The following is a 21443-nucleotide window of genomic DNA, read 5'->3' as shown; positions in this document are numbered from 1 at the left end:
AATTTGCAAGATCAATGCCGGACTGAAGGAGGCCCACCATGGACCGCATGATTTACCTCTCGATGGCCGGCGCCAAGGCCGCGATGCAGCGCCAAGACGTGCTCGCCAACAATCTGGCCAATGTCTCGACCAACGGCTTTCGGGCCGAGTTGCAGGCGTTTCGGGCGGTGCCGGTGAATGGCGACGGCGCCAGCACGCGTGCCTATGCGCTCGAAACCACCACCGGCTACAACCCCAACGGCGGGCCGGTGCAAGCCACCGGACGCAATCTGGACGTGGCCATGAAGGACAGCGCCTGGCTGGCCGTGCAGGGGCTGGACGGCACCGAGGCCTACACCCGCGCCGGCTCGCTCGACGTCAATGTGGAGGGCCTGCTGGTGACACGCAATGGCCTGCAGGTGATTGGTGACGGCGGCCCGATCACGGTGCCGCAGAACACCGAGCTGGCCATCGGCGGCGACGGCACCATCAGCGCCAAAGACAGCAAAGGCAAAACCAGCACGGTCGCCAAGCTCAAGCTCGTCACGCCCGAAGCGCCGCTGACCCGCGGGCCGGATGGACTGTTCAGAGCCGCCGAAGGCGACTTAGCCGCCAATGCGGACGCACGCGTGCAAGACGGTGCGCTGGAGGGCTCCAATGTCAGCCCGGTCGAGACCATGGTCGGCATGATTGCCGCCGCCCGCCAGTTCGAGCAGCAGATGAAGCTGCTGCAAATTGCCCAGACGCAGGGCCAGCAGTCGGCCAAATTGCTCGGCTCCACCTAACGCAGTTCTTCAAGGACAGCCACCATGATTCGCTCCCTCTATATCGCCAAGACCGGCATGGAAGCCCAGCAAACCCAGCTGGACACCATCTCGCAGAACCTGGCCAATGTGTCGACCAATGGCTACAAGCGCTCGCACGCCATCTTCGAAGACCTGATGTATCAAAACCTGCGCCAAAGCGGGGCCAACACCACCGAGCAAACCCAGTTGCCGACCGGCCTGCAGGTCGGCCTGGGCGTGCGCCCGGTGGCCACCGCGCGCATCTACACCCAGGGCAATCTGCAGCAGACCAGCAACAATCTGGACATCGCCATCAAGGGCAATGGCTTCTTCCAGATTCAGCAGCCGGACGGCACCACCGCCTACACCCGCGACGGCTCCTTCCAACTCAGCGCGGCCGGCCAGATCGTCAACAACAACGGCCTCACGCTGCTGCCCGGCATCACCATCCCGAACAATGCCCAAAGCGTGACGGTCGGCAATGACGGCACGGTCAGCGTCACGCTGCCGGGCAACCCGGCGCCGCAAACCGTGGGTCAAGTCCAGCTGGCCAACTTCATCAATCCGGCCGGCCTGGACCCCAAGGGCCAAAACCTCTTCACCGAAACCGCCTCCTCCGGCACCCCGACGAACGGCACACCGGCCTCCGATGGCCTGGGCATGCTGCAGCAAGGCTATGTGGAAACCTCCAACGTCAATGTGGTGGAAGAACTGGTGGCGATGATTCAGACCCAGCGCGCCTATGAAATGAACTCCAAGGCGATTCAGACCTCGGACCAGATGCTGCAAAAACTCGCCCAGATTTGAGGCTTTCCATGACCCACAAGCTTTCTTTCATGCGGCGGCTCGCGCTGCCCTGCGCGCTGGCCTGGACCTTGGCGCTTGCCGGCTGCGGCACGCTCTACCGCGAACCGCAAGTCGAGCTGCAGCCGGGCCCGGTCGTGACGCTGCCGTCCTTGCCGCAACACAGCCCCAGCAACGGGTCCATCTACCAGGCGGCCAGCTACCGGCCGCTGTTCGAGGATCACCGCGCACGCATCGCCGGCGACACCTTGATCGTGCAGATCGTCGAGAAGATCAGCGCCAGCCAAAGCTCGACCAGCGCCCTGAACAAGAGCGGCACCCTCAGCGCCGCGGTTTCGGCCATCCCCTTCGTCAGCCCGAATGCCTTTGCGCGCGCCTCGGCCGCCGGCAATTCGGCCACCACGGCCGCCGGCAAGGGCAGCAACGAGAACTCCAACAACTTCTCCGGCAGCATCACCGCGGTGGTGACCGCCGTGCTGCCCAATGGCCACCTCTTGATCAGCGGCGAGAAGCAGATCGGTGTCAACCACAACGTCGATGTGCTGCGCTTCTCGGGCCAGGTTGACCCCCACATGATCACCCAGGGCAATATCATTGCCTCGGCCTCGGTGGCCAATGTGCGGATCGAGCAAAAGGGCCGCGGCGCCACCTCCGACATACACGGAATAGGCTGGTTCTCCCGCTTCTTTTTGAACCTTTCGCCGATTTAAGTTTGCGCAAAATCGGTCGTAGAAGTCCCCCTTCACGACCATCATGCAAACCTCCTCAAAAACCACCATTTTCAGCGCCAACGGCCCGCTCTTTTCGGCCCTGCTGTTGCTCGGCGCCCTGCTCAGCGCCCTGCTCGGGTGGCCCAATGCGGCCGAGGCGGCCCGCATCAAGGAGGTCGCCTCCGTCCAGGGGGTGCGCAACAATGCCCTGACCGGCTACGGGCTGGTGGTGGGCCTGGACGGCACCGGCGACCAAACCACTCAGGCGCCGTACACCGGCCAAAGCCTGGCGGCCATGCTGCAACAGTTCGGCGTGACCTTGCCGCCCGGCGTGACGATTCAGCCCAAGAACGTGGCCGCCGTGATGGTGACGGCGCAGCTGCCGGCCTTCGCACAGCCGGGCCAACAAATCGACATCACCGTCGCCTCGATCGGCAACTCCAAAAGCTTGCGCGGCGGCACCTTGATCTCGACACCCCTGCGCGGCGCCGATGGTCAGGTCTATGCGATGGCCCAGGGCAATTTGATCATCGCCGGCGCCGGCGCCGCGGCGGGCGGCTCCAAGGTGCAGGTCAATCACCTCAGCGCCGGCCGCATCCCGTCGGGGGCCTTGGTCGAGCGCAGTGTCGCCACGCCGCTGCAAATCAGTGACTTCATCCAGCTCGATTTGAATTCGATTGACTTCACCACCGCCCGCGCCGTGGCGCGTGCCATCAACAAGGCCAAGGGGGCCGGCGTGGCTCAGGCGGTGGACGGCCGAGTGGTGCGCGTGCGCGCCCCAATGGACGCCGACGAGCGCGTCAACTTCATGGCCGATATGGAAAACCTGACGCTGGAGCTGTCCGAACCGGCCGCCCGCATCATCATCAATGCGCGCACCGGCTCGGTGGTGATCAACCAGGCGGTGACCTTGGCGGCCTGCGCGGTGGCGCATGGCAGCTTGTCGGTGACGATCAGCTCAACGCCGGTGATCAGCCAGCCCAATGCCTTGTCCGGCGGCCAAACCGTGGTCAGCGAGAAGACCGACATCGCCATCAAACAAGAACCCGGCAACTTGATCCAACTGCCGGCCGGCGCCAAGTTGGCCGATGTGGTGAAGGCGCTCAATTCCTTGGGCGCCACACCGCAAGACCTGCTGGCCATCCTGCAAGCGATGAAGAGTTCGGGCGCTTTGAACGCCGAGCTGGAGGTAATTTGAAATGGCCGTGTCTCTCAACACCCTGAACTCGGGTGGCACCGATTTCCGCTCGATCGAATCCCTGCGCGGCTCGGCGGTGCGCGACCCCAAGTCCAGCATCCGCGAAACCGCCAAGCAGTTCGAGTCCCTCTTCATGCAAGAGGTGATGAAAAGCATGCGCGCCGCCACCATGTCCTCCGAGATGATGGAGAACTCGGCCACCAAGCTCGGCACCGAAATGCTGGACACCCAATTCGCCGGCAAGATGACCGGCCTGCCCGGCGGCTTGTCGGGCGCGATCGAGCGCCATTTGCAACGCCAGCTGGGCATCAGTGGGAAAGACGGTGAAAAGCCCGGCGACAAAACCCTGCAGCCCTTGCCGGCGATGGCCCAAAAAGGCATCGCGCCGCATGTGCAGAGCTTCATTCAAAAGCACGACGGTGCGGCCAAGGCAGCCGAGGCGCAAACCGGCATCCCGGCCAGCTTCATGCTGGCGCAAGCCGCGCATGAGTCGGGCTGGGGCAAACGAGAAATCACCGGCGCCGGCGGCACACCGTCCTTCAACGTCTTCGGCATCAAGGCCACGTCCAGCTGGACCGGCCGCGTGGCCGAGGTGCAGACCACCGAGTTCATTGACGGCAAGCCGCAAAAAGTCATGGCCAAGTTCCGTGCCTACGCCAGCTATGAAGAAGGCTTCAAGGACTACGCCAAGCTGATCGGCAGCAACGAGCGCTACAGCAAGGTGATGGCCCAAGCCCAGAGCGGCAGCGCCGAGGGCTTCGCCCGCGGCCTGCAAAAAGCCGGCTACGCCACCGACCCCGAGTACGCCGCCAAGCTGGCTCGCGTCATCAACACCACGGTGCGCGTACAGCGTGCCCTGGCCTGACGGGCTGAGGTAGGGAGCGCAGAGCATGGGATCTTTACTGTCGATTGGCATCCAGGCCATGATGGCCAACCAGGCCGCGATCCAGGCGGTCGGGCAAAACATTGCGAATGCCAATACAGCGGGCTATTCACGCCAGTCCGTCATCTTGACGACGCCAAACGGTCAGTTCACCGGCGGCGGCTTCTTCGGCCGCGGCGTCAACGTACAAACGGTGGAACGCGCTCACAACGAGTTTCTGACCAGCCGGGCCGTGAACTCCAAGGCGACGGCCCATATGGACTCCACCAGCATGGACAAAATGTCGCAGCTGGAAAAGGTCTTCCCGCCCGGGGAGACCGGCCTGGGCGCCGCCGCCGGGCAGTTTCTCAGTGCCATGGTCGATGTCACCAGCCGCCCTTCGGATCCGTCGGCACGGCAGGTCGTGATGGGCCGCGCCACCGAGTTGGCTTCGCGCTTCGCCAGTGCCGGCCAGCAACTGGGCGAAATGCAGGCCGGCGTCATCAGCGATATGCGCACCAACGTCGATGTGGTGAACCAGTTGGCGCAACAAATTGCGTTTGCCAATCGAGAAATTTCGGGGGCGGTCGGCACCGGCCACATGCCCAATGACTTGCTCGACAAACGCGACCGGCTGATCTCCAACTTGAGCGAGTATGTCCAGGTCTCCACCCTGACTGCCTCTGACGGTTCGGTCGGGGTCTTTATCGGCGGCGGCCAGAGTCTGGTGCTGGGCGCCAAGGCAGAGTCCTTGTCGGTCACTCCTGACTCCTACGACAACAAACGCGGTGCCTTGAGCATTGGCACGCCCGGCAACAGCCGCCAGTTGGATGAAAGTGTGCTGACCGGTGGATCATTGACCGCCTTGCTGAGATTTCAGAACAAGGATTTGCAAGATGCGCGCAATATGTTGGGGCAAATGTCTGCGGCCATCTCCTACCGGGTCAACAGCCAGCAAAAACTAGGCCTGGATCTGTCAGACCCGGCCGGGCAAGGTGCGGATCTGTTCGCTGTCGGTGCGCCGCGCGCCTTGCCGGCCAGCACCAATGGCAAGGCCGGCGGCAAGTTTCTGACCGACGCGGCAGTGACCATCAGCAATGCCAATCAGCTGCAGGCCAGTGCCTACAAACTGCAGGCCGATCCCAACGGGGGTGCCGGCAAGTACTTGCTGACCCGCTTGAGCGACAACCTCGCACGAAGCGTGGCCGAAGGGGAAACCGTTGACGGCTTTGAATTCAAGTTCAACGGGGCTCCGCTGGGCGCCAGTGATACCTTCGTGCTGGAGCCGGTGGGACAAGCAGCCCTCGAAATGCGCCGCGTGCTGGATCAAACCTCGGGCATTGCGGCCGCTTCGCCGCTCAGCGCCACCACCCATATTGACAACACGGGAACCATCACCGTCAACTCGTTGTACGCCGTCAACGACCAGCTGAAGGTGGTCTCGGACGGCTCCAAGGTGGAAGTGACGGGGGCGCCGATGACAATCAGCTTTGGCGCGCCCAGCAAGGTCATGCAGCCCGACGGCACATTGAAGGAGGACGGCTCCGTACCCTATGCGCTGACGCTGGCCGATGGCTCGGTGCTGAACGGCACCTGGTCGGCCGGGCAACGCATCGGCAACCAGCCCAACGCAACGCCAGCCATTGACCTCGGTTTTGAATTGACCCTGAACGGCGTGCCGCGCGAAAACGACATGGTTTCGATCGAAGTCACCAAGTACACGGCGACCAACAACGGCAACGCCAAGGCCTTCCTCAATATCCAGACCGAGAAGTTCATCGGGCAGCGCCTGCAACCCGACGGCAGCTTGGCGGTGGGATCGACGGTCAATGAGGCCTATGCGTCCTCGATGAGCGAGATTGGTTCGCGTGTGCAGGGTGCCACTTATTTGTCCGGCGTCTCGGTCAGCGTGGCGGCCGATGCCGAAGCCAGTCGGGCCGGCCAGGCCGGCGTCAATATCGACGAAGAAGCGTCGCGCCTGATGCAGTACCAACAGGGCTATCAAGCGGCCGCCAAGGTGCTGCAGGCGGCCCAGTCCATTTTTGATGAGCTGATGCGAATCGCAGCCCGCTGAATCAGGTCATTCAAGGAGTTATTGATCATGCGCTTGTCCACCGCCAATATTTTTGATGCCAGCATCGCCACCTTGCAACGTCGGCAGCAAGACATGCAGAACGCGCAGACTCAGCTGACCTCGGGCAAGAAGATTGCCAACGCCAGCGACGATCCCACCGGCGCGGCACGCGCCGAGCGAGCAATGGCGACCATCAGCCGGGTGGATGCCAATCAACGTGCGCTGGAAGCCAGCCGCAACAGCACCACGCTGGGCGAGGCTGCTTTGGGCGACGCCAATGAGTTGCTTCAACAAATACGCGAAACCATGGTGTCCGCCGGCAACGCCAGTTACAGCGCGTCCGAACGGGCAGGCCTGGGCAACAAGATCGCTGGCTTGCGGGATCAGTTGCTGGCGATTGCCAATCGCGGCGACGGTGCCGGCGGCTTTCTGTTCTCTGGGCAAGGCTCCAGCGACCCACCGTTTCTTGACCAAGCCGGCGGCGTGCGCTTCAACGGCGTTTCAGGCAGCATCCAAACCGGCAATATCGACAGCTTTCCGTTGACCGTTGACGGGCGCATGGCCTTTGAGCAAGCGCGCAGCGGCAATGGCACCTTTATCACCCAGGCGCTGGACAACCGATTCAGCCCGGACGTCAGTGGCAAGCCCATCCCGAACACCGGGTGGATCGACGCGGGTCGCGTCACCGATCCGGCGCTGCTCACCGGCCACGGCTACCAGATCAACATCACCGGCAGCCCTGGCACCAGCTACGACATTTTGGATACACAGACCGGCGCGTCGGTTCAATCCGGTGCTTACGTCGCCGGCAAGGCGATCACCTTTGAAGGTATGGCGGTCACGATATCGGGGCCGGGAGCCGATGGCGACCAGTACGACATCGCACCTTCGACCAATTCGCTCAAGCTCTTTGATGTGCTCGACCAAACCGTGCTTCAACTCAAAAGCACGGACCGAAAAGGCCCCGAAATCACCCAGTCGAATTCCAGCCGGGTGCGTGACATTGATGCGGTGATGGTCAATCTGCAAAATGTCCGCAGCCAGCTGGGTGAGCGGCTGAATAATCTGGACGGCACCGAAGGCCGCATGGCCGCCTTGAAGCAGTACAACCAAGCCGAACGCTCGGCCGCCGAGGACCTGGACATGGTGCAGGGAATTTCCGATTTTCAAAACCAGCAAACCGGTTACGACACCGCTTTGAAGACCTACGCGATGGTGCAGCGCATGTCGCTGTTCCAGTACATCAACACCTGACCTGACTCCATGAACCATCAAATTCTGGGCGCTGTTGCGCTGGGCTATACCCCCTTGATCGACCGCCAGCGCATGGTCACGGCCACGCGTCTGACGGTGATGCCGCTGCGCCCCGACGCCAAGCTGGATGCCACCGAATTGCTGGCCGCCGTGGCCGAAGTGTGGCCCGCCGGCGGGGCTCAGGTGATCCTCAATGTCTTGAGCGAGGACCTGCTGGAGAGCTTGCTGCGCACCGAGCCCTCGGCCAACTTGATGATTGAAGTGCCGGCCTTTATGGCGACCGACAGCGCCCATTCCGAGCTGCTGCTGGCGCTCAAAAAACGTGCCACGCCTTTGCTGCTGAAGGGCCTGCCCAGCCAGGCCTTGCCGGCCGAAATCAAGCCCTGCTTCAAGTATGTGGTGCTGGACCTGGACGACGAGAGCCGCGCCAGCACCGCCAACCACACCGACCCCGGCCTGCCCAAGCTGCAGTCCGGCCTGCGCAGCGCGGCTGCCATCGACGCCAGCTTTGCGCGCGGCGTCAGCGGCGTGATTGGCTGGCCCATGCAAGGCGCTTTTGAAGCAGCAGCGGCGGCTCCGGCGAAGGCAGAAAATCAGGCCGATTTGCAGGTCATCGTCGAGTTGATGTCACGCATCGACCAGGGCGAAGACGTCGAGCGCCTGGAGCAAACCCTCAAGCGCGACCCCAGCCTGGCTTTCAAACTGCTGCGCTATCTGAATTCGGCCGCGTTTGGCTTGCCGGTCGAGGTGGCCTCGTTCCGCCACGCCATCATGTTGTTGGGTTATGCCCGCATGAAGCGCTGGCTGGCCCTGCTGCTGACGACGGCGAGCAAAGACCACGCGATGCGCCCCATCATGTTCGCAGCGCTGCGCCGCGGCCTGCTGATGGAAGAGCTGGCCCGCGACAGCGGCGACGCGGAGTTGCGCGACGAGATGTTCATCTGCGGCCTGTTCTCCTTGCTGGACCATATGCTGAAACAACCGTTCAGCAAGCTCTTGCAGTCGATACCGATGCCGGAACGGGTGCGCCAAGCCTTGGTCGACGAGGCGGGTCCCTTGCAGCCCTATTTGGAGTTGGTGCGGGCGGTTGAAGACGCTTCGCTGTACGACTTTCGCAGTGCGACCGAGCAGCTGATGTTGGGTGCGGAGGAAGTCAATATGTGTGTACTGCGCGCCTTGAGCAAGGCCGCGCAATTGGAGTGAGTACGCCCAGCCTCGGCTGGCCCGTAAACTCAAGCCCAATGTCAGAACAGCTCTCCCTCCTGCCCCAAGACTCGGCCGCCCTGCGCGGCCTGTTCGCTTTGATCAGCGACCCACTGATGTTGCTCGGGGAGTCACTGGAGCTCTTGGAGGCGAATCCAAGCGCCTTGGCGCTGCTGGAACAGGCGCCACAGCCCAGCATAGCCAAGGGCCTGCATGGCCTGCAAACCAGTCATGGCGGGCGTTTGGGTGACTGGCTGCGGCTGGCCAGCCGGGCCATCAGCGAAGGCCGGCGCGGCCCGCCCGCGCCCAGCATCAAGCTCGGCGGCGGCCAGCGTGCCGGGCTCAGCTTGCTCGCCCTGACCCCCAAGGACGGCGGCGATCTCGCTCGCTGGCTGCTGCATGCACGCCCCGACGACAAGCTCCGCAACAAGGCGCCGGCCGCGGAGTCGTCAGCCGAGGCGCTGCAGCAAGAATGCAGCTTGGAAGTGAGCGCGCGCGAGCATGCCGAGCTGACGCAGTGGTTCAAGCTCTGCCCGCTGCCGATGGTCTTGTTTGACACCCAAGGCTTGCTGCTGAAGAACAACGCGGCCTTTGCGGCCCTGTGCCTGCAGTTGCCGAGCACCTTGCATGAAGCCGACCCGGCCATTCAGCAACTGCTGGGCTGGCACAGCGGCGCCTTGACCGAGGCCTTGCTGGCGCTGACCGAGCCCGAGGCCTCGCTGCTGACACAGGCCAGCCTGCTGGGGCCGAATGGGCGCACGCTCTGGTTGCTCGGCCGCCTGCAAGCCTTCAGCGGCATGCAAAGTGGTGGTCAAAGCAGTGGCCTGCCGCGGCGCTTTCTGGCCTTGCTGGAGGATCGCACCTTTGAGCAAGAGCGCGACCTGGCCCATCAGCAACTGGATGCATTGATGGACACGGCCGGCGTCGGCCTGGCCACCTTCCAACAAGACGCCGGCTGGCTGCGCCCGCGCGCGCCCCGCAGCACCGTCGGCGCAAGCAGTCCGGGCGGCGCCGCCCGCAATCCGCTGGCCAGCCTGCAAGGCGTCGGCCGCGACATCGTCGAGCCGGCCTCCTTGCCCGAGTTCGAGCGCCTGCAAAAGGCGCTCAAGAAAGGCGACCGGATCGAGGTCAGGTATGCGGTCCGCCACCCCGAACTGGGCCGGCGCTGGCTGCTGACCCGGGTTGAGCCGGGTCAGCTGAAATCGGGCCAGCGCACCACTTCGGTGGTCACGCTTGACGTGACGGCGCAAGCGCAGGCCGAGGACCGCAGCGAGCAATTGCTGCACGAGCTGACCACCATCATGGACAGCGCCAGCTTAGGCCTGGCCTATTTGCGCGGCGACCAGTTGCTGCGTTGCAACCGCGGCTTCGAACATATGCTGGGCTTGAGCCAGCCGCAGGCGGCCGGTGCGTCGGTCGGCAGCTTGTTTGCGGCCTTGCCCGAGCTAGGAAGCCAGATACTGGCCGCGCTGCCTAACTTGGCAGTTCAGCAGACCTTTGAGGCGGAATTTTTGCAGGTCGGCAGCGAGGAAAAGCAACCCCGCTGGCTGTCCTTGAGCCTACGCCGAGTCACCCCGCCGGGCGCCAGCGAAGCACCGAACGCGAGCAAGGAAAGCATCGCCGTCATCAGCGACATCAGCCGCCTGAAGGCGCAGCAGGCCGAACTGGAGGCCTTGGTGCAGGACCGTGAAATGATGTTCAGCCTCTCCGATGTGGGCATTGCGATCTTGCGCAATGGCCGCGTCACCCGCGCCAACGAGGCGCTGGCCCACTTGACCGGCTACCGCATTCACGAGCTGAGCGGCTTGGACCCTCAAGCGTTGTTTGACAACTCGATGGACTTTGACAATCAAAGCGAGTCGGTAGCCAGCGCCTTGCGCACGCACGGGCTGTGGCGCGGCGAGCGGCGCGTGCGCCGCCAAGACGGCAGCTTCCTGTGGGTACAGGTCAGCAAACGCGTGATGCGCCCGGGCGCACCCGACGAAGGGCTGATCGCCACCTATGTCAATGTCGATGACCGCTGGCGTGCCCAGCAATCATTGATGCTGCAGACCGAACGTGAGCGCGCGGTGCTGGACTCGGTGCTGGTGGGCATCGTGACGGTCGGGCGCGGCGGCATCGAATGGATGAACCGCTCGGCGCGGCGCATGTTCGGCGGCGATCTGAGCGAGTTCGCCGGTCAGCCGATGAGCATCGTCGCCACGCCCGCCTCCGATCACCCCTTCAGGCAAAGCCAATATCTGGACGAGTTGACCGAGGGCCAGACCGAAGCGTTTGAGTGTCGACTGAAGGCCCGCGACGGGCGCGAGTTCTGGGTCGTCGGCAATGCCGTCGTGACCGGCGTGCGCGAAACCGGCCGGCAGCTGACCTACGCCTTGCTGGACATCGACCGGCGCCGCCAAGCCGAGGCGCAAACCCAGCAAGCGCAGGCCAGCTTGAGCCGCATCATCGAAGCAGCACCCTTGGCCATCAGTTTGCATGACGCCAAGACGCTGCGAGTCGAGCAGATCAACCAAGCGGCGGCTGCACTGGCCGGGCGCACCGAGGCGGAGCTGATGGGCGCCACCCCGGAAGATTTGTTCGGCCAAGAGCAGGGTGAGCTGATTCGCCGCGATATGTTGGCCGCGCTGCACGCGAGTGCGGTGACGCAGCACGAATACAGGCTGGGCAGTGGCGAAAAAATGCGCGTCTGGGATGCGCGCTTCTTGCACTTGGCCGGCACCAGCGAGGGGTCGGAATCGTCCGAAGTGGGCGCGCCCGAGCAGCTCTTGCTGGTCGCCAGCGACGTCACCGAACAGCGCGCCGCCGAAGAAGCGCGGCTGCAAGCCGCCATCTCGCAGCGCGAATTGCTGGTGCGCGAGGTGCATCACCGGATCAAGAATAATTTGCAGGGCGTGGCCGGCCTGCTGCAACAGATCGCCGCGCGCCGGCCGGAAGTGGCCGCGGTCATCAACGAGGCGGTCGGCCAGGTGCATGCGATCGCACAGGTCTACGGCCTGCAAGTGGGCGGCTCCGGGCCACTGCGCATCCGCAGAGTGATGGACGCCATCATTGGCTCGGTACAAAGGATGACCGGGCGCACGGTCGCCACGCATATCGAGGGCGTGACGGCAGACCGGGTCAATCAATGGGCGTTGCCCGAGGCGGAATCGATCCCGGTGGCATTGACTTTGAACGAGTTGCTGAGCAATGCAATCAAGCACAGCCAAGACGGCGTGGTGTCCTGCAGCTTGATTTGCGCGGCCGATAGTGTCGCGGTGGAGATCATCAATCCGGGCCAGCTGCCGCCCGACTTCAACCTGAGCCAGGTGCCCGGCGGGGTGTCGGGCCTCGGCTTGGTGCGCGCCTTGCTGCCGCGCCGCAGCGCCATCCTGACCTTGGAGCAGCGCGACGCTTTTGTCGTCTGCCGTGTCGAGTTGCTGGCACCCAGTGTCAGCCTTTTGAGTGAGCCCTGAGCTTGCAAAATTTGCGCACGTCTGGGCTTGCAAGGGTTTGGGTGACAATGCTGCCAACGAGGTGGGCGCACAGCCTGCCAAGACGCAGCACAGCGGGGGCACTCCAACGGTGAGCAAGGACAAAGGCAAGATTCTCGTCGTCGACGACGACCGGCTGGTGCTGGCGACGTTGACCTATGGTTTGGCACAAGCCGGTTTCGAGGTCATCGACGCCGACAACGGCGACGACGCTATTTTGCTGGCGCGCGAACACCGGCCCGAGTTGGCCCTGCTGGACATCCGCATGGAAGGCTTGAGCGGCTTTGATGTCGCCGCCTACTTGCGCGAGTACCTACACATCCCCTTTATGTTTTTGTCCGCCTTTGCCGACGAAGCAACCGTCGCCAAGGTCAAAGAACTGGGTGCGGTGGCTTATCTGGTCAAGCCCTTGGACATTCACCAGATCGTGCCAGCGGTGGAGGCCGCTTTTGCCAACCGCAAGCAAACTCAGGTCGCCGCGCCGGTGCTGCCGGAGCCGGCCAAAACGGTGCTGGACGAGTTGGCACCGGTCGCCGTGGGGGTGCTGATGCACCGCTATTCGCTGTCCCGCGAAGATGCGCTGGCGCGGCTGCAAAAGCTCGCCGCGGCCGAGGGTCGGGAGCTGGAATTGCAGGCCAGGATGCTGGTGGAAGCGGTTGAGATGCTGGCTCTGGCGCCCAAGCTTTGAGGACGGGGCCTCTCAGCCGGCCAACGTAAAGTAAAACTGCGCGCCCTCGCCGACCACGGCCTCGGCCCAAATTTCACCGCCATGCCGGCGCACGATGCGCCGCACCGAGGCCAACCCAACGCCGGTGCCTTGGAACTCGCTGGCGCTGTGCAGGCGCTGGAAAACGCCGAACAGGCGGTCGGCAAAACGCATATCAAACCCGGCACCGTTGTCGCTGACGCGGTAAATCCATTGACCGCCCTCTTGCTGGGCTTCGAAACGAATCAACGGCTGCATGCATTTGCTGCTGTACTTCCAAGCATTGCCGAGCAGGTTCTCCAGCACCATGCGCAAGAGCGTGGGGTCGCCCTGCACCAGCATATGGGCTTGGATATGCACATTGACATTGCGCTCGGGCGCGGCGCGCGCCAACTCCTCCACCACAAAACCGGCCAACTGCGACAAATTGACCGGCTGGCGTGCCAAGGGCTGGGCCGACAACTGCGCCAGCGACAGCAGTGAGTCAATCATGCTGTTCATGCGCGCCGCCGCCCCCATCACTCGGTCCAGGTGATCGTTGCCGATGCGGTCCAGCAAGCGCCCGTAGTCTTCCTTCAAGATCCGGGTGAAGCCCTCGACCACTCGCAAAGGCGCGCGCAAATCATGCGAGACGGTGTAGCTGAAGGACTCATGCTCGTACGCCATTTGCTGCGTCTGCGGCAAAGTCGCCGCGACCTCGGCGCGCCGCACCCCGCCGCTCAGTGGGGGTTGCGGCCACAAGGTCATCAGCTGAAACCTGCTGCAATCATGCGCGAAGCTGCGCGCGTTTTGGGCCGCCAAGGCCGCCGCCACCGGTTCCGGCAACCGGCCCCGGCAGTCGGCCCAACTGCCGCCCAGCGACGCTTCGGCGCAGCTCAAGGCACTGGCTTGACTGTTCAGTGCCAAGATCCTTGCGTCATCATTGACTTCGTCACCGGCCAAAATCCAGGCCGGCCCTGGCAACGCCTCAAGCCAGCGCCAGTCGGCAGCCACCGGCGCCGGCGCGCAAGCGCCAGCAAGCGCTTCCGCGGTGCCGTGATACCCACTGAAACAACCCTGCTCGTCCGCGCAGGCAATGCCGCGCAAACGCCAGCGAGCGCTGCCCCCATCACGCGGTGCGACCAGCACATCAAAGTTGGCGGCGCCGCTGTCCAGTTGGCGGCGCAGCGCCTCGCCGCCACCGTCCAGCATCTCAAATCGTTCCCACAGCAGTTGCGACGCGGCCGCACCCACCCAGTGCGAGGCCAGCAATGCCTGCGGCGACTGCCAGCGCACCAAGCGATGGTTGACGTCACTCGCCCACTGGGAATGCGGCTGCAATTGGGCCAGCATCTGCGCCTGCAGGCGCGACTCACGCAGCGCGCCAAAAAGCTGTTGGCGCGTCAGGCGCACGCCGACATGCCAAGCCAGCGCGGCGGCCACCAACAAGACCAAGGCCGCGCAAAGCCCCGCCAGCAGCAGCGCCAACCCGCCGCCGTCGGCGCTTCGCTGCAACAGCAGCAACAAGGCCAGCAGGCACAAAATCCCCGCCAGCAAACTCAGCCCCAGCAAAAGCGCGACGCCCCGGCCGGGCAGGCTGCGGTGACCATTGCGTGCATCGCTGAGACTATTCATAGCCAGCCATTGTAGGGACGCGCGCCGGCCCCTTTTTGGCGCCCTGCCGATGGCGTCAACAATCCCCTCAACCACCGGCGCTCAAGTTCAAGCGGGTGCGGCCGATACCCGAACCAGGACTGAGAGGCTGAGAACTAATGCAACAAGCCCCAAGCCAAAGGCCATTCGCCGCCTGCGCCAAACAACGACAATGCCGCGGAGATAAGCAGTTTTGACGCACCAGCCATTGCCCCCGCCCAGATGGAAGCCCATGCCGTCCACACCGACACCTGACCCCCTCCCGCCACTGGCCCAATGCCTCGACGCGCAAGCGCTGGCACGCCTGCAAGAACTCGACCCAAATGGTGCCAACAAGCTGCTGGAGCGAGTCATCGCGGCCTATGTGAAGTCGCTGGAGCGGCTGCTGCCCGAGCTTGCGAATGCGCGCGGCGCCAACCTGGATCTGAACTTGGTGCGCCATGTCACCCACACCTTGAAGTCATCGTCGGCCAGCCTGGGCGCGCTTGCTTTAGCCGAGCGCTGCGCCGAGATAGAAACAATGGCTCGCAGTGGGCAAACTGACGGTCTGGAGCCCCTGCTAGACGGTATGCTGGCGCAAGTGATCCAAGTCAGGCAAGCTTTGCTGAGCATGCTCCCCCATATTCCATGAACGCCGCCCCGCCTCAACTAGAAGACGATTTGCCAGAGCAGCCAAAAGTGCTCCTTGTCGATGACGACGAGGTTAATCTGCTACTGACCGCGGCTGCCTTGCGCGGCCGCGGCTTTGAGATCACCGAAGCGCGCAGCGGCAAGGACGCGCTGAACCTGATGGCGGCCATGTCGCCCGACATGATCGTGCTGGACGCGATGATGCCCGAGCTCGATGGCTTCGAAACCTGCAAGCTGCTGCGCGAAAAGCCCGGTTTCGAATCAACCCCCGTGCTGATGCTGACCGGGCTCGACGACGACGCCTCGATCAACCATGCCTACCAGGTCGGCGCCACCGATTTTTTCGTCAAATCGACGCAGTGGAGCTTGCTGGCCGGACGGCTGCGCTATCTGCTGCGCTCCTCGCGCACCCGCATTGAGTTGGAGCGCAGCAAGGCTAAGCTTGCGCGTGCGCAGGACTTGGCCCGGATGGGCAGTTTCGAATGGCATGCCGGTGGCGGCTTCACGCTCGCCGCCGAAGCCTTGCGCGTGTTCAGCCGCGGCCCCCACGAAGGCCTGGACTTCATCGGCGTGATGCGCATGGTGCCGCATGAGGAACGCGCCCTGTTCCTGCGCCTGCTGCGTGACGTGATGGCCCACAACTCGGTGCTGGTGACCGACCTGACCGTCACTTTGCTGGACGGCCGCCAGCGGGTGGTTCATATCGAGGCCGAGCCTGAATTCAACGAGCTCGGCAATGCCAATGGCTATACCGGGGTGATGCAAGACGTCACCGACCGGCGGCAAGCCGAAGACAGAATTCGCCAGCTCGCGCATTTTGATGCTTTGACCGGCCTGCCCAATCGGCGCCAGCTGATCTGGCGGGTTGAACGGGCGATCGAGCAAGCACGGCGCGGCGGCCACGAGGTGGGCTTGCTGCTGATCGACCTCGATCGTTTCAAGATCATCAACGACACCCTCGGACATGCCGCCGGCGATGAGTTGCTGGTGGAAGTGGGGCGGCGTCTGCGCGCTTGCGTCAGGCACTCCGACCAAGTGATGGAGGGCATGCTGGAGACCATAGGCGGACGCTCGCACCGCACGCTGGAGGCGGTCGGTCGGCTCGGCGGCGATGAGTTTGTGGCGCTGCTGCCCGAGGTGGCCGATGAAAGCGATGCCGAACGCGTCGCCGATCGGGTGCTGGAGGCCTTGCGGGAGCCGATTTTTCTGTCCGGCCAGGAATGCTTTGTGACCGCCAGCATCGGCATCGCGCTCTATCCGCGCGACGGCCAGACCATGGCCGACCTGCTGCGCAATTCCGACGTCGCCATGTATGCGGTGAAGTCGCAAGGGCGCAATGCTTCGGCGCTCTACACCCCGCAGCTGGCCGGGCGCGGGCGCGCGAAGCTGGAGCTAGAGAGCGCGCTACACAAGGCGCTGGAGCGCGGCGAAATCGTCCTGCATTACCAGCCCAAGGTCGATGTGCGCGGCGCTCGCATGGTGGGCGCCGAGGCGCTGATGCGTTGGAAGCGCGATGGCAAGCTGATTCCGCCGGGCGACTTCATTCCGCTGGCCGAAGAAACCGGCTTGATCGTGCCGCTGTCCGAATGGGCGCTCAAAGAGGCCGCCAGGCAGGCCAAGGTCTGGCAGCTGAACTTCGGCTTCTCCGACTCGATCGCCGTCAACCTGCCCAGCCGCATGTTCGAGCGCTCCGACCTGGTCGAGCATATTCATCAATGCGTCAGCGCTTACGGCGTGCCGCACCGGGCGATCCAGCTGGAGATCACCGAGAACAGCTTGATGAAGGATTTGCAAAATGTCATCCCCGCGCTGCATCGTTTGAACGAGGTCGGTGTGGAGATTTCGATTGACGACTTCGGCACCGGCTATTCCTCGCTGGCCTATCTGACCACGCTGCCGATCTCCGAAGTCAAGATCGACCGTAGCTTTGTGCGCGATCTCGGCATCACGCCGCAAAGCTCGGCCGTCGTCACCGCCATCATCGCCTTGGCCCGCGCGATGGGCCTGCGCGTGATTGCCGAGGGCGTCGAGACCATGCGGCAGATGGACGTCTTGCACCGCCTGGGTTGCAGCCTGATGCAGGGTTTTTTGTTCAGCAAGCCGCTGCCACCTGAAGAGGTCGAGCTGTGGTTGGCGCAGACCGTGCTGCCGCGCAAGGCACCCTGGATCGCTCGGGCCAATGCCGACATCGGCGCCGGCCTGGAGTTCAACCCGTCCGACGCCCACCGCCCGACCGGCGGTATTCGATAAGCATTCGATAGGAGTTAGCGATGGATGAGCGTCGACCCGCCTCGGCTCGCGTGCCCGCTGCGCAGACCGCCAAAGCCGCGCTGGTTCGGTTGGGCCAGGCGCAGCTGGAGCCCACCCCCGAAAACTACGCCCGCGCCTATGCGGTCGAGTCCGGCACCGAGGCCGCCCCTGCCGCCCTGCCCGAAGCCACTCAGACCCTGCTGACCAAGCTCTTGGCCTTGGGCGTCAGCAACAGCCAGACCCGGCTGGATTTGCAGGTTTGCATCCGCGAAGCGCGCTGGGCGGATGCGATCCGGCAGGTTGAAAGTTTGCAGCAGACCGAGGGGCCGGCCGCGCAAGCGGAAGCGACGGCGCAGGTGATCGAACGCCTGGTACGCGGGCTGGAACGCGGTGGCCGCCAGTGGACCATGGCCAAGAAGAAAGATGGCCTGCAGCGTGTGCTGGAGGGCAACCGCAGCGACACACAGCGCCTGCTCAAGCGCATGCGGGCTTTGGTCAGCAGCTGGGATTCCGACACCAGCGACGCCAGCGTCGACACCAATGATGACGACGGTGGCTCGCCCACTCAGTTCTTTTTGGCCGATGACTTTGCGCCCAGCCAGCTGGATCAGGCCGGAGCGCCGGGCCCGGCCGCGGCGGCAACGCCGCCGCAACAAGCTGTCATGGCCGCGCCGAACTCTTGGCTGCCGCTCGGGGCATCGTTGCATGACACGGTGCAGCATGCGCTGAAGAGCCCGGAAGGCTATGCCGACGCTTTGATGGCTGAGCTAGCCGCCGCTCACCGCGACCTGCGGCGCAGCGGCGCCACGCCCGCGGCTGCCGAGCAGATCGAAGCGCTGTGCCAGCGCGCCCGCCACATGCTGGACCACCGCCAACATATGTTCGGTGAACTCGGCCAGCTCTGCCGCGAACTCAGCGCCAGCCTGGTCGATCTGGCCGAGGATGACTCCTGGGCGCGCGGCCAATGCGAGGCGATGAATGACACGCTGGAGCAAGGCCTGAGCGGCCGCGGCGTGCGCTCGGTAACCGAAATGTTGGGCGCCACCCGCGAGCGCCAGCGCGCGCTGCGCGACGAACGCAGCCGGGCGCGCGATTCGCTGAAGTCACTGATCCATCAAATGCTGGCCGAGCTGGGTGAACTGGGCCAACACACCGATCGATTCCAAAACAGCATCGGCCGCTATGCCGAAGTGATAGAGAAAGCCGACTCACTGGAAAGCCTGGCCGGCGTGGTGCGCGAGATGGTGGAAGAAAGCCGCAGCGTGCAGTCGCTGGTTCGCCAGACTCAAGACCGATTGCGTCTGGAGCATGAGCGGGCCAGCAGCATGGGGCAGAGGGTCGAGGAGTTGGAGGGTGAGCTGCGCCGCATGTCCAGCGAGGTGCAGACCGATCAGCTGACGCAGATCGCCAACCGGCGCGGTCTGCTGGCGGCGTTTGCGACCGAACAGGCCAAGCTGGAACGCGGCGTTGGCGACGAGGCCGGCGCTGGCAATGAGAATGCCAAGATTGCGCTGGCCCTGCTGGATATCGACAACTTCAAACGCTTGAACGACACGCTGGGCCATGGTGCCGGCGACATTGCTTTGAAGTCATTGGCGGAGCGCGTCGCCAGGGAATTGCGTCCCGGTGATCTGGTCGCCCGCTACGGCGGCGAAGAGTTTGTGCTGATGCTGCCGGCGACGCCGCTGGACGAAGCGCAGGCGGTGCTGCAGCGCCTACAGCGGGCCTTGTCGGCCAGCCTGTTCATGCACGAAGGCAAGGACGTCTTCGTCACCTTCTCGGCCGGTGTCACCCATTACCGGCTGGGTGAAACATTAGAAGCCGCGCTAGACCGGGCCGATCTGGCTTTGTACGAGGCCAAGCACACGGGGAAAAACCGGGCTTGTGTGGCGCCTTGAGTAACGCCCAGACCGAGCGGCTGCACTAGAAATTGAAGGCCAGCCGCAACCCACCCCAGTGCTTGCCGTTGACGACGATGGGCGCCGCCACTTCCTTCAGCAACACAAAGCGCCCGCCACCCATGTCGCGCCGATAGGTTTGCAACAGAAACGGCCGCTGGTTGCGCGCCGAGGCGAGGCCGGTGCGGTCGTTGAAGATGCGCCGGTAGCGGCTGTTGGCGGTGTTCCAGACCACATCGCCACTGCGTTGCGGTTGGCAGTATTTCTTGTTGTGGGCCGCCACATAACCGTTGCGGTCCACGGCAATGCAATAGACCACCTTGTCACTGAAGCTGAGCAGCTTTTCCTGCACCGCCGGGAAATGCCGGTCGGCCAAGTCGACAAAGCCGGTCAAATGCTGGGCCGGATTGGTGCCGGCAAGCGGCCGGTAGTTGTCGTCAAACAGTTGCGCCGGCTTGATCGCCCCACTCTTCAAGGCCTGCTCCAACAGCGCCGAAATCTCAAGTGCGGCGGCCTGCGCGGCACGGATAAACGGCGCGTCATCGACCTCGACACCCGAGCCGGCGATCTGCTCGATCAACTGCTCGGACATTTTCAGGAAGCGGTCGCTGCAAGCAAAGGCCGCATCCAGGCTGATCATCGCCTGCTGGACCTCCTGCTCCAGCTCGGCCGCGCGCCCGGACAGTGAGTCAATCGTCAGCGCGCTTTGGCTGGCCGAGTCGGCGATCCGACCCACATCGGCCTGCACATCGGCGAAGGCTTGGTGGATCAGACTTTTCTTGGCCTGCGTTGGATCATTGCGCAATTCGCGGCTGAAGATCTCGATGCGGGCATCCAAATTCGCCACCGTGCCCATGATGGACTTGGACGAGTTCTCGACTTGGCCGGCCAAGGCCTTGACGGCATCTGCCACCACGCCAAAGCCTTTGCCCGCCTCACCGGCGCGGCCCGCCTCCACCGAGGCGTTGAAGGCAACCAAGCGGGTTTGCAGGGCGATCTTGGTAATTTCTGAGGCGGCATCCGACACCTGCCTGAGCGTCTGCACAATGCCACCGACCTCGTTGCCGACCCCCTCCAAGGCATGGGCCGCCCGGCTGACCGCGCTGCGCGACTGTTCGGTCGAATGGCTGATGGCTTTCTGTGCGCTGCGCACCTGCGCCAAGTCACCTGACAGCGCACCCATCGCCTCGCATTGGGCGACCACGATTTTTTGGGTGTCTTCCAGCACGCCGCGCACTTCAGCGGCATCTTTGCCGACACTGGAGACCGAACGGGCGACCTTGCGGATCAGCGCCATCAAGGTCTCGGCCTCAGGCTTGGCCGAGGCATTCAAAGCACCTGGCGTCGCGTGCTCAAGTCGATCGGCAGGTTCGGATCGGCGCTTCCACCATATCAATGACATTGATTCTCCCGGTCCCTGAACTTCATAAGCCGCTGAATTTATCAGTTACCAGTCGCGCAGCTTGACGCGTAAACGAGCGATCGCCTGGCTATGCAATTGGCAAACGCGGGACTCGGTGACCTTCAGCACCACCGCGATTTCCTTCAAATTCATATCGTGCTCGTAGTACATGCTCATCATGAACTGCTCGCGTTCCGGCAGGTTCTTGATCGCGGCCACCAGCGCTTCGCGCATGCGGTGGTCTTGCAGCTTGAGTAAGGGGTTATTGCTGTTGTCGGCGACATGGCGGTCGAGGAAGTCCTCGTCACCTTCGTCGCCGCTCATGTCTTCCAGGTAGATCAGCTGGGTGCCGCGCACCTTGCCCAGCAGCTCCTGGTAGTCGACCAGGGACAAGCCCATCTCGCGCGCGATTTCGCCTTCGCTGGGGGCGCGGCCGAAGCGCTGTTCCAGCTTGTGCACCGCGGTCTCGATCGCGCGCTGCTGGCGCCGGTCACCGCGGCTCATCCAGTCGCTGCCGCGCAGCTCGTCGAGCATGGCGCCGCGGATGCGCTGGGTGGCGAAGGTCTCGAACTGCACGCCCTGC

Annotated in this window: 16 protein-coding genes; 13 read left to right on the top strand and 3 right to left on the bottom strand. The window is 63.9% G+C overall.

Annotation, left to right across the window (positions count from 1 at the left end; genetic code table 11):
* The first annotated feature begins 38 nt into the window (after positions 1-38).
* From flgF to RMO57_RS08510, 10 genes are all read left to right on the top strand, one after another.
* Complete coding sequence (gene flgF / locus RMO57_RS08555; protein ID WP_310385774.1) at positions 39-764, top strand: flagellar basal-body rod protein FlgF; 726 nt, start codon at positions 39-41, stop codon at positions 762-764.
* Between the two features lie 24 nt (positions 765-788).
* Positions 789-1571 (top strand): flagellar basal-body rod protein FlgG, encoded by a 783-nt coding sequence (gene flgG, locus RMO57_RS08550; RefSeq protein WP_310385773.1) that lies wholly within the window; start codon positions 789-791, stop codon positions 1569-1571.
* 8 nt (positions 1572-1579) lie between these two features.
* Positions 1580-2278 carry a flagellar basal body L-ring protein FlgH gene (locus RMO57_RS08545; protein ID WP_310385772.1) on the top strand — a complete coding sequence of 233 codons (699 nt, stop codon included), beginning with the start codon at positions 1580-1582 and terminating at the stop codon, positions 2276-2278.
* 43 nt (positions 2279-2321) lie between these two features.
* Positions 2322-3476: a flagellar basal body P-ring protein FlgI gene (locus tag RMO57_RS08540; RefSeq protein ID WP_310385771.1), complete on the top strand. Its 1155-nt coding sequence runs from the start codon at positions 2322-2324 to the stop codon at positions 3474-3476.
* 1 nt (position 3477) lies between these two features.
* Positions 3478-4341: a flagellar assembly peptidoglycan hydrolase FlgJ gene (flgJ, locus tag RMO57_RS08535; RefSeq protein WP_310385770.1), complete on the top strand. Its 864-nt coding sequence runs from the start codon at positions 3478-3480 to the stop codon at positions 4339-4341.
* A 25-nt stretch (positions 4342-4366) separates the two neighbouring features.
* On the top strand, positions 4367-6412 hold the full coding sequence (flgK, locus tag RMO57_RS08530; RefSeq protein WP_310385769.1) for a flagellar hook-associated protein FlgK: 2046 nt from the start codon (positions 4367-4369) through the stop codon (positions 6410-6412).
* Between the two features lie 27 nt (positions 6413-6439).
* On the top strand, positions 6440-7666 hold the full coding sequence (flgL, locus tag RMO57_RS08525) for a flagellar hook-associated protein FlgL (protein ID WP_310385768.1): 1227 nt from the start codon (positions 6440-6442) through the stop codon (positions 7664-7666).
* A gap of 9 nt (positions 7667-7675) precedes the next feature.
* On the top strand, positions 7676-8869 hold the full coding sequence (locus tag RMO57_RS08520) for an EAL and HDOD domain-containing protein (RefSeq protein ID WP_310385767.1): 1194 nt from the start codon (positions 7676-7678) through the stop codon (positions 8867-8869).
* A 38-nt stretch (positions 8870-8907) separates the two neighbouring features.
* On the top strand, positions 8908-12324 hold the full coding sequence (locus tag RMO57_RS08515; RefSeq protein WP_310385766.1) for a PAS domain S-box protein: 3417 nt from the start codon (positions 8908-8910) through the stop codon (positions 12322-12324).
* Between the two features lie 109 nt (positions 12325-12433).
* A complete protein-coding gene (locus tag RMO57_RS08510; RefSeq protein ID WP_310385765.1) occupies positions 12434-13030 on the top strand; it encodes a response regulator in 597 nt (198 codons plus the stop codon).
* Between the two features lie 12 nt (positions 13031-13042).
* On the opposite strand, the gene RMO57_RS08505 is transcribed toward RMO57_RS08510, so the two are convergent.
* Positions 13043-14662, bottom strand: coding sequence for a sensor histidine kinase (locus tag RMO57_RS08505; protein WP_310385764.1), 1620 nt, complete (start codon positions 14660-14662; stop codon positions 13043-13045).
* A 250-nt stretch (positions 14663-14912) separates the two neighbouring features.
* Here RMO57_RS08505 and RMO57_RS08500 point away from each other — a divergent pair, with 250 nt between their 5' ends.
* Genes RMO57_RS08500 through RMO57_RS08490 form a run of 3 tightly spaced genes read left to right on the top strand, consistent with a single transcriptional unit; the run spans position 14913 to position 19458 of the window.
* Positions 14913-15311, top strand: a complete 399-nt coding sequence (locus RMO57_RS08500) for an Hpt domain-containing protein (RefSeq protein WP_310385763.1) — start codon at positions 14913-14915, stop codon at positions 15309-15311.
* A gap of 47 nt (positions 15312-15358) precedes the next feature.
* Positions 15359-17560, top strand: a complete 2202-nt coding sequence (locus RMO57_RS08495) for a putative bifunctional diguanylate cyclase/phosphodiesterase (protein ID WP_310385762.1) — start codon at positions 15359-15361, stop codon at positions 17558-17560.
* 20 nt (positions 17561-17580) lie between these two features.
* Positions 17581-19458, top strand: coding sequence for a GGDEF domain-containing protein (locus RMO57_RS08490; protein ID WP_310385761.1), 1878 nt, complete (start codon positions 17581-17583; stop codon positions 19456-19458).
* Positions 19459-19483: 25 nt separating this feature from the next.
* Here the strand turns inward: RMO57_RS08490 and RMO57_RS08485 are convergent, their stop codons facing one another.
* Both RMO57_RS08485 and fliA read right to left on the bottom strand, forming a co-directional pair.
* Positions 19484-20860 carry a methyl-accepting chemotaxis protein gene (locus tag RMO57_RS08485; RefSeq protein WP_310385760.1) on the bottom strand — a complete coding sequence of 459 codons (1377 nt, stop codon included), beginning with the start codon at positions 20858-20860 and terminating at the stop codon, positions 19484-19486.
* A 45-nt stretch (positions 20861-20905) separates the two neighbouring features.
* A partial coding sequence (gene fliA / locus RMO57_RS08480) for an RNA polymerase sigma factor FliA (protein ID WP_310385759.1) occupies positions 20906-21443 on the bottom strand: 538 nt, incomplete at its 5' end.

Origin of the sequence: Roseateles sp. (genome assembly GCF_031397715.1) — a bacterium.
In the GTDB taxonomy this organism is placed as follows: domain Bacteria; phylum Pseudomonadota; class Gammaproteobacteria; order Burkholderiales; family Burkholderiaceae_C; genus Paucibacter_A.
This window is presented reverse-complemented; position numbering and strand designations above follow the sequence as displayed.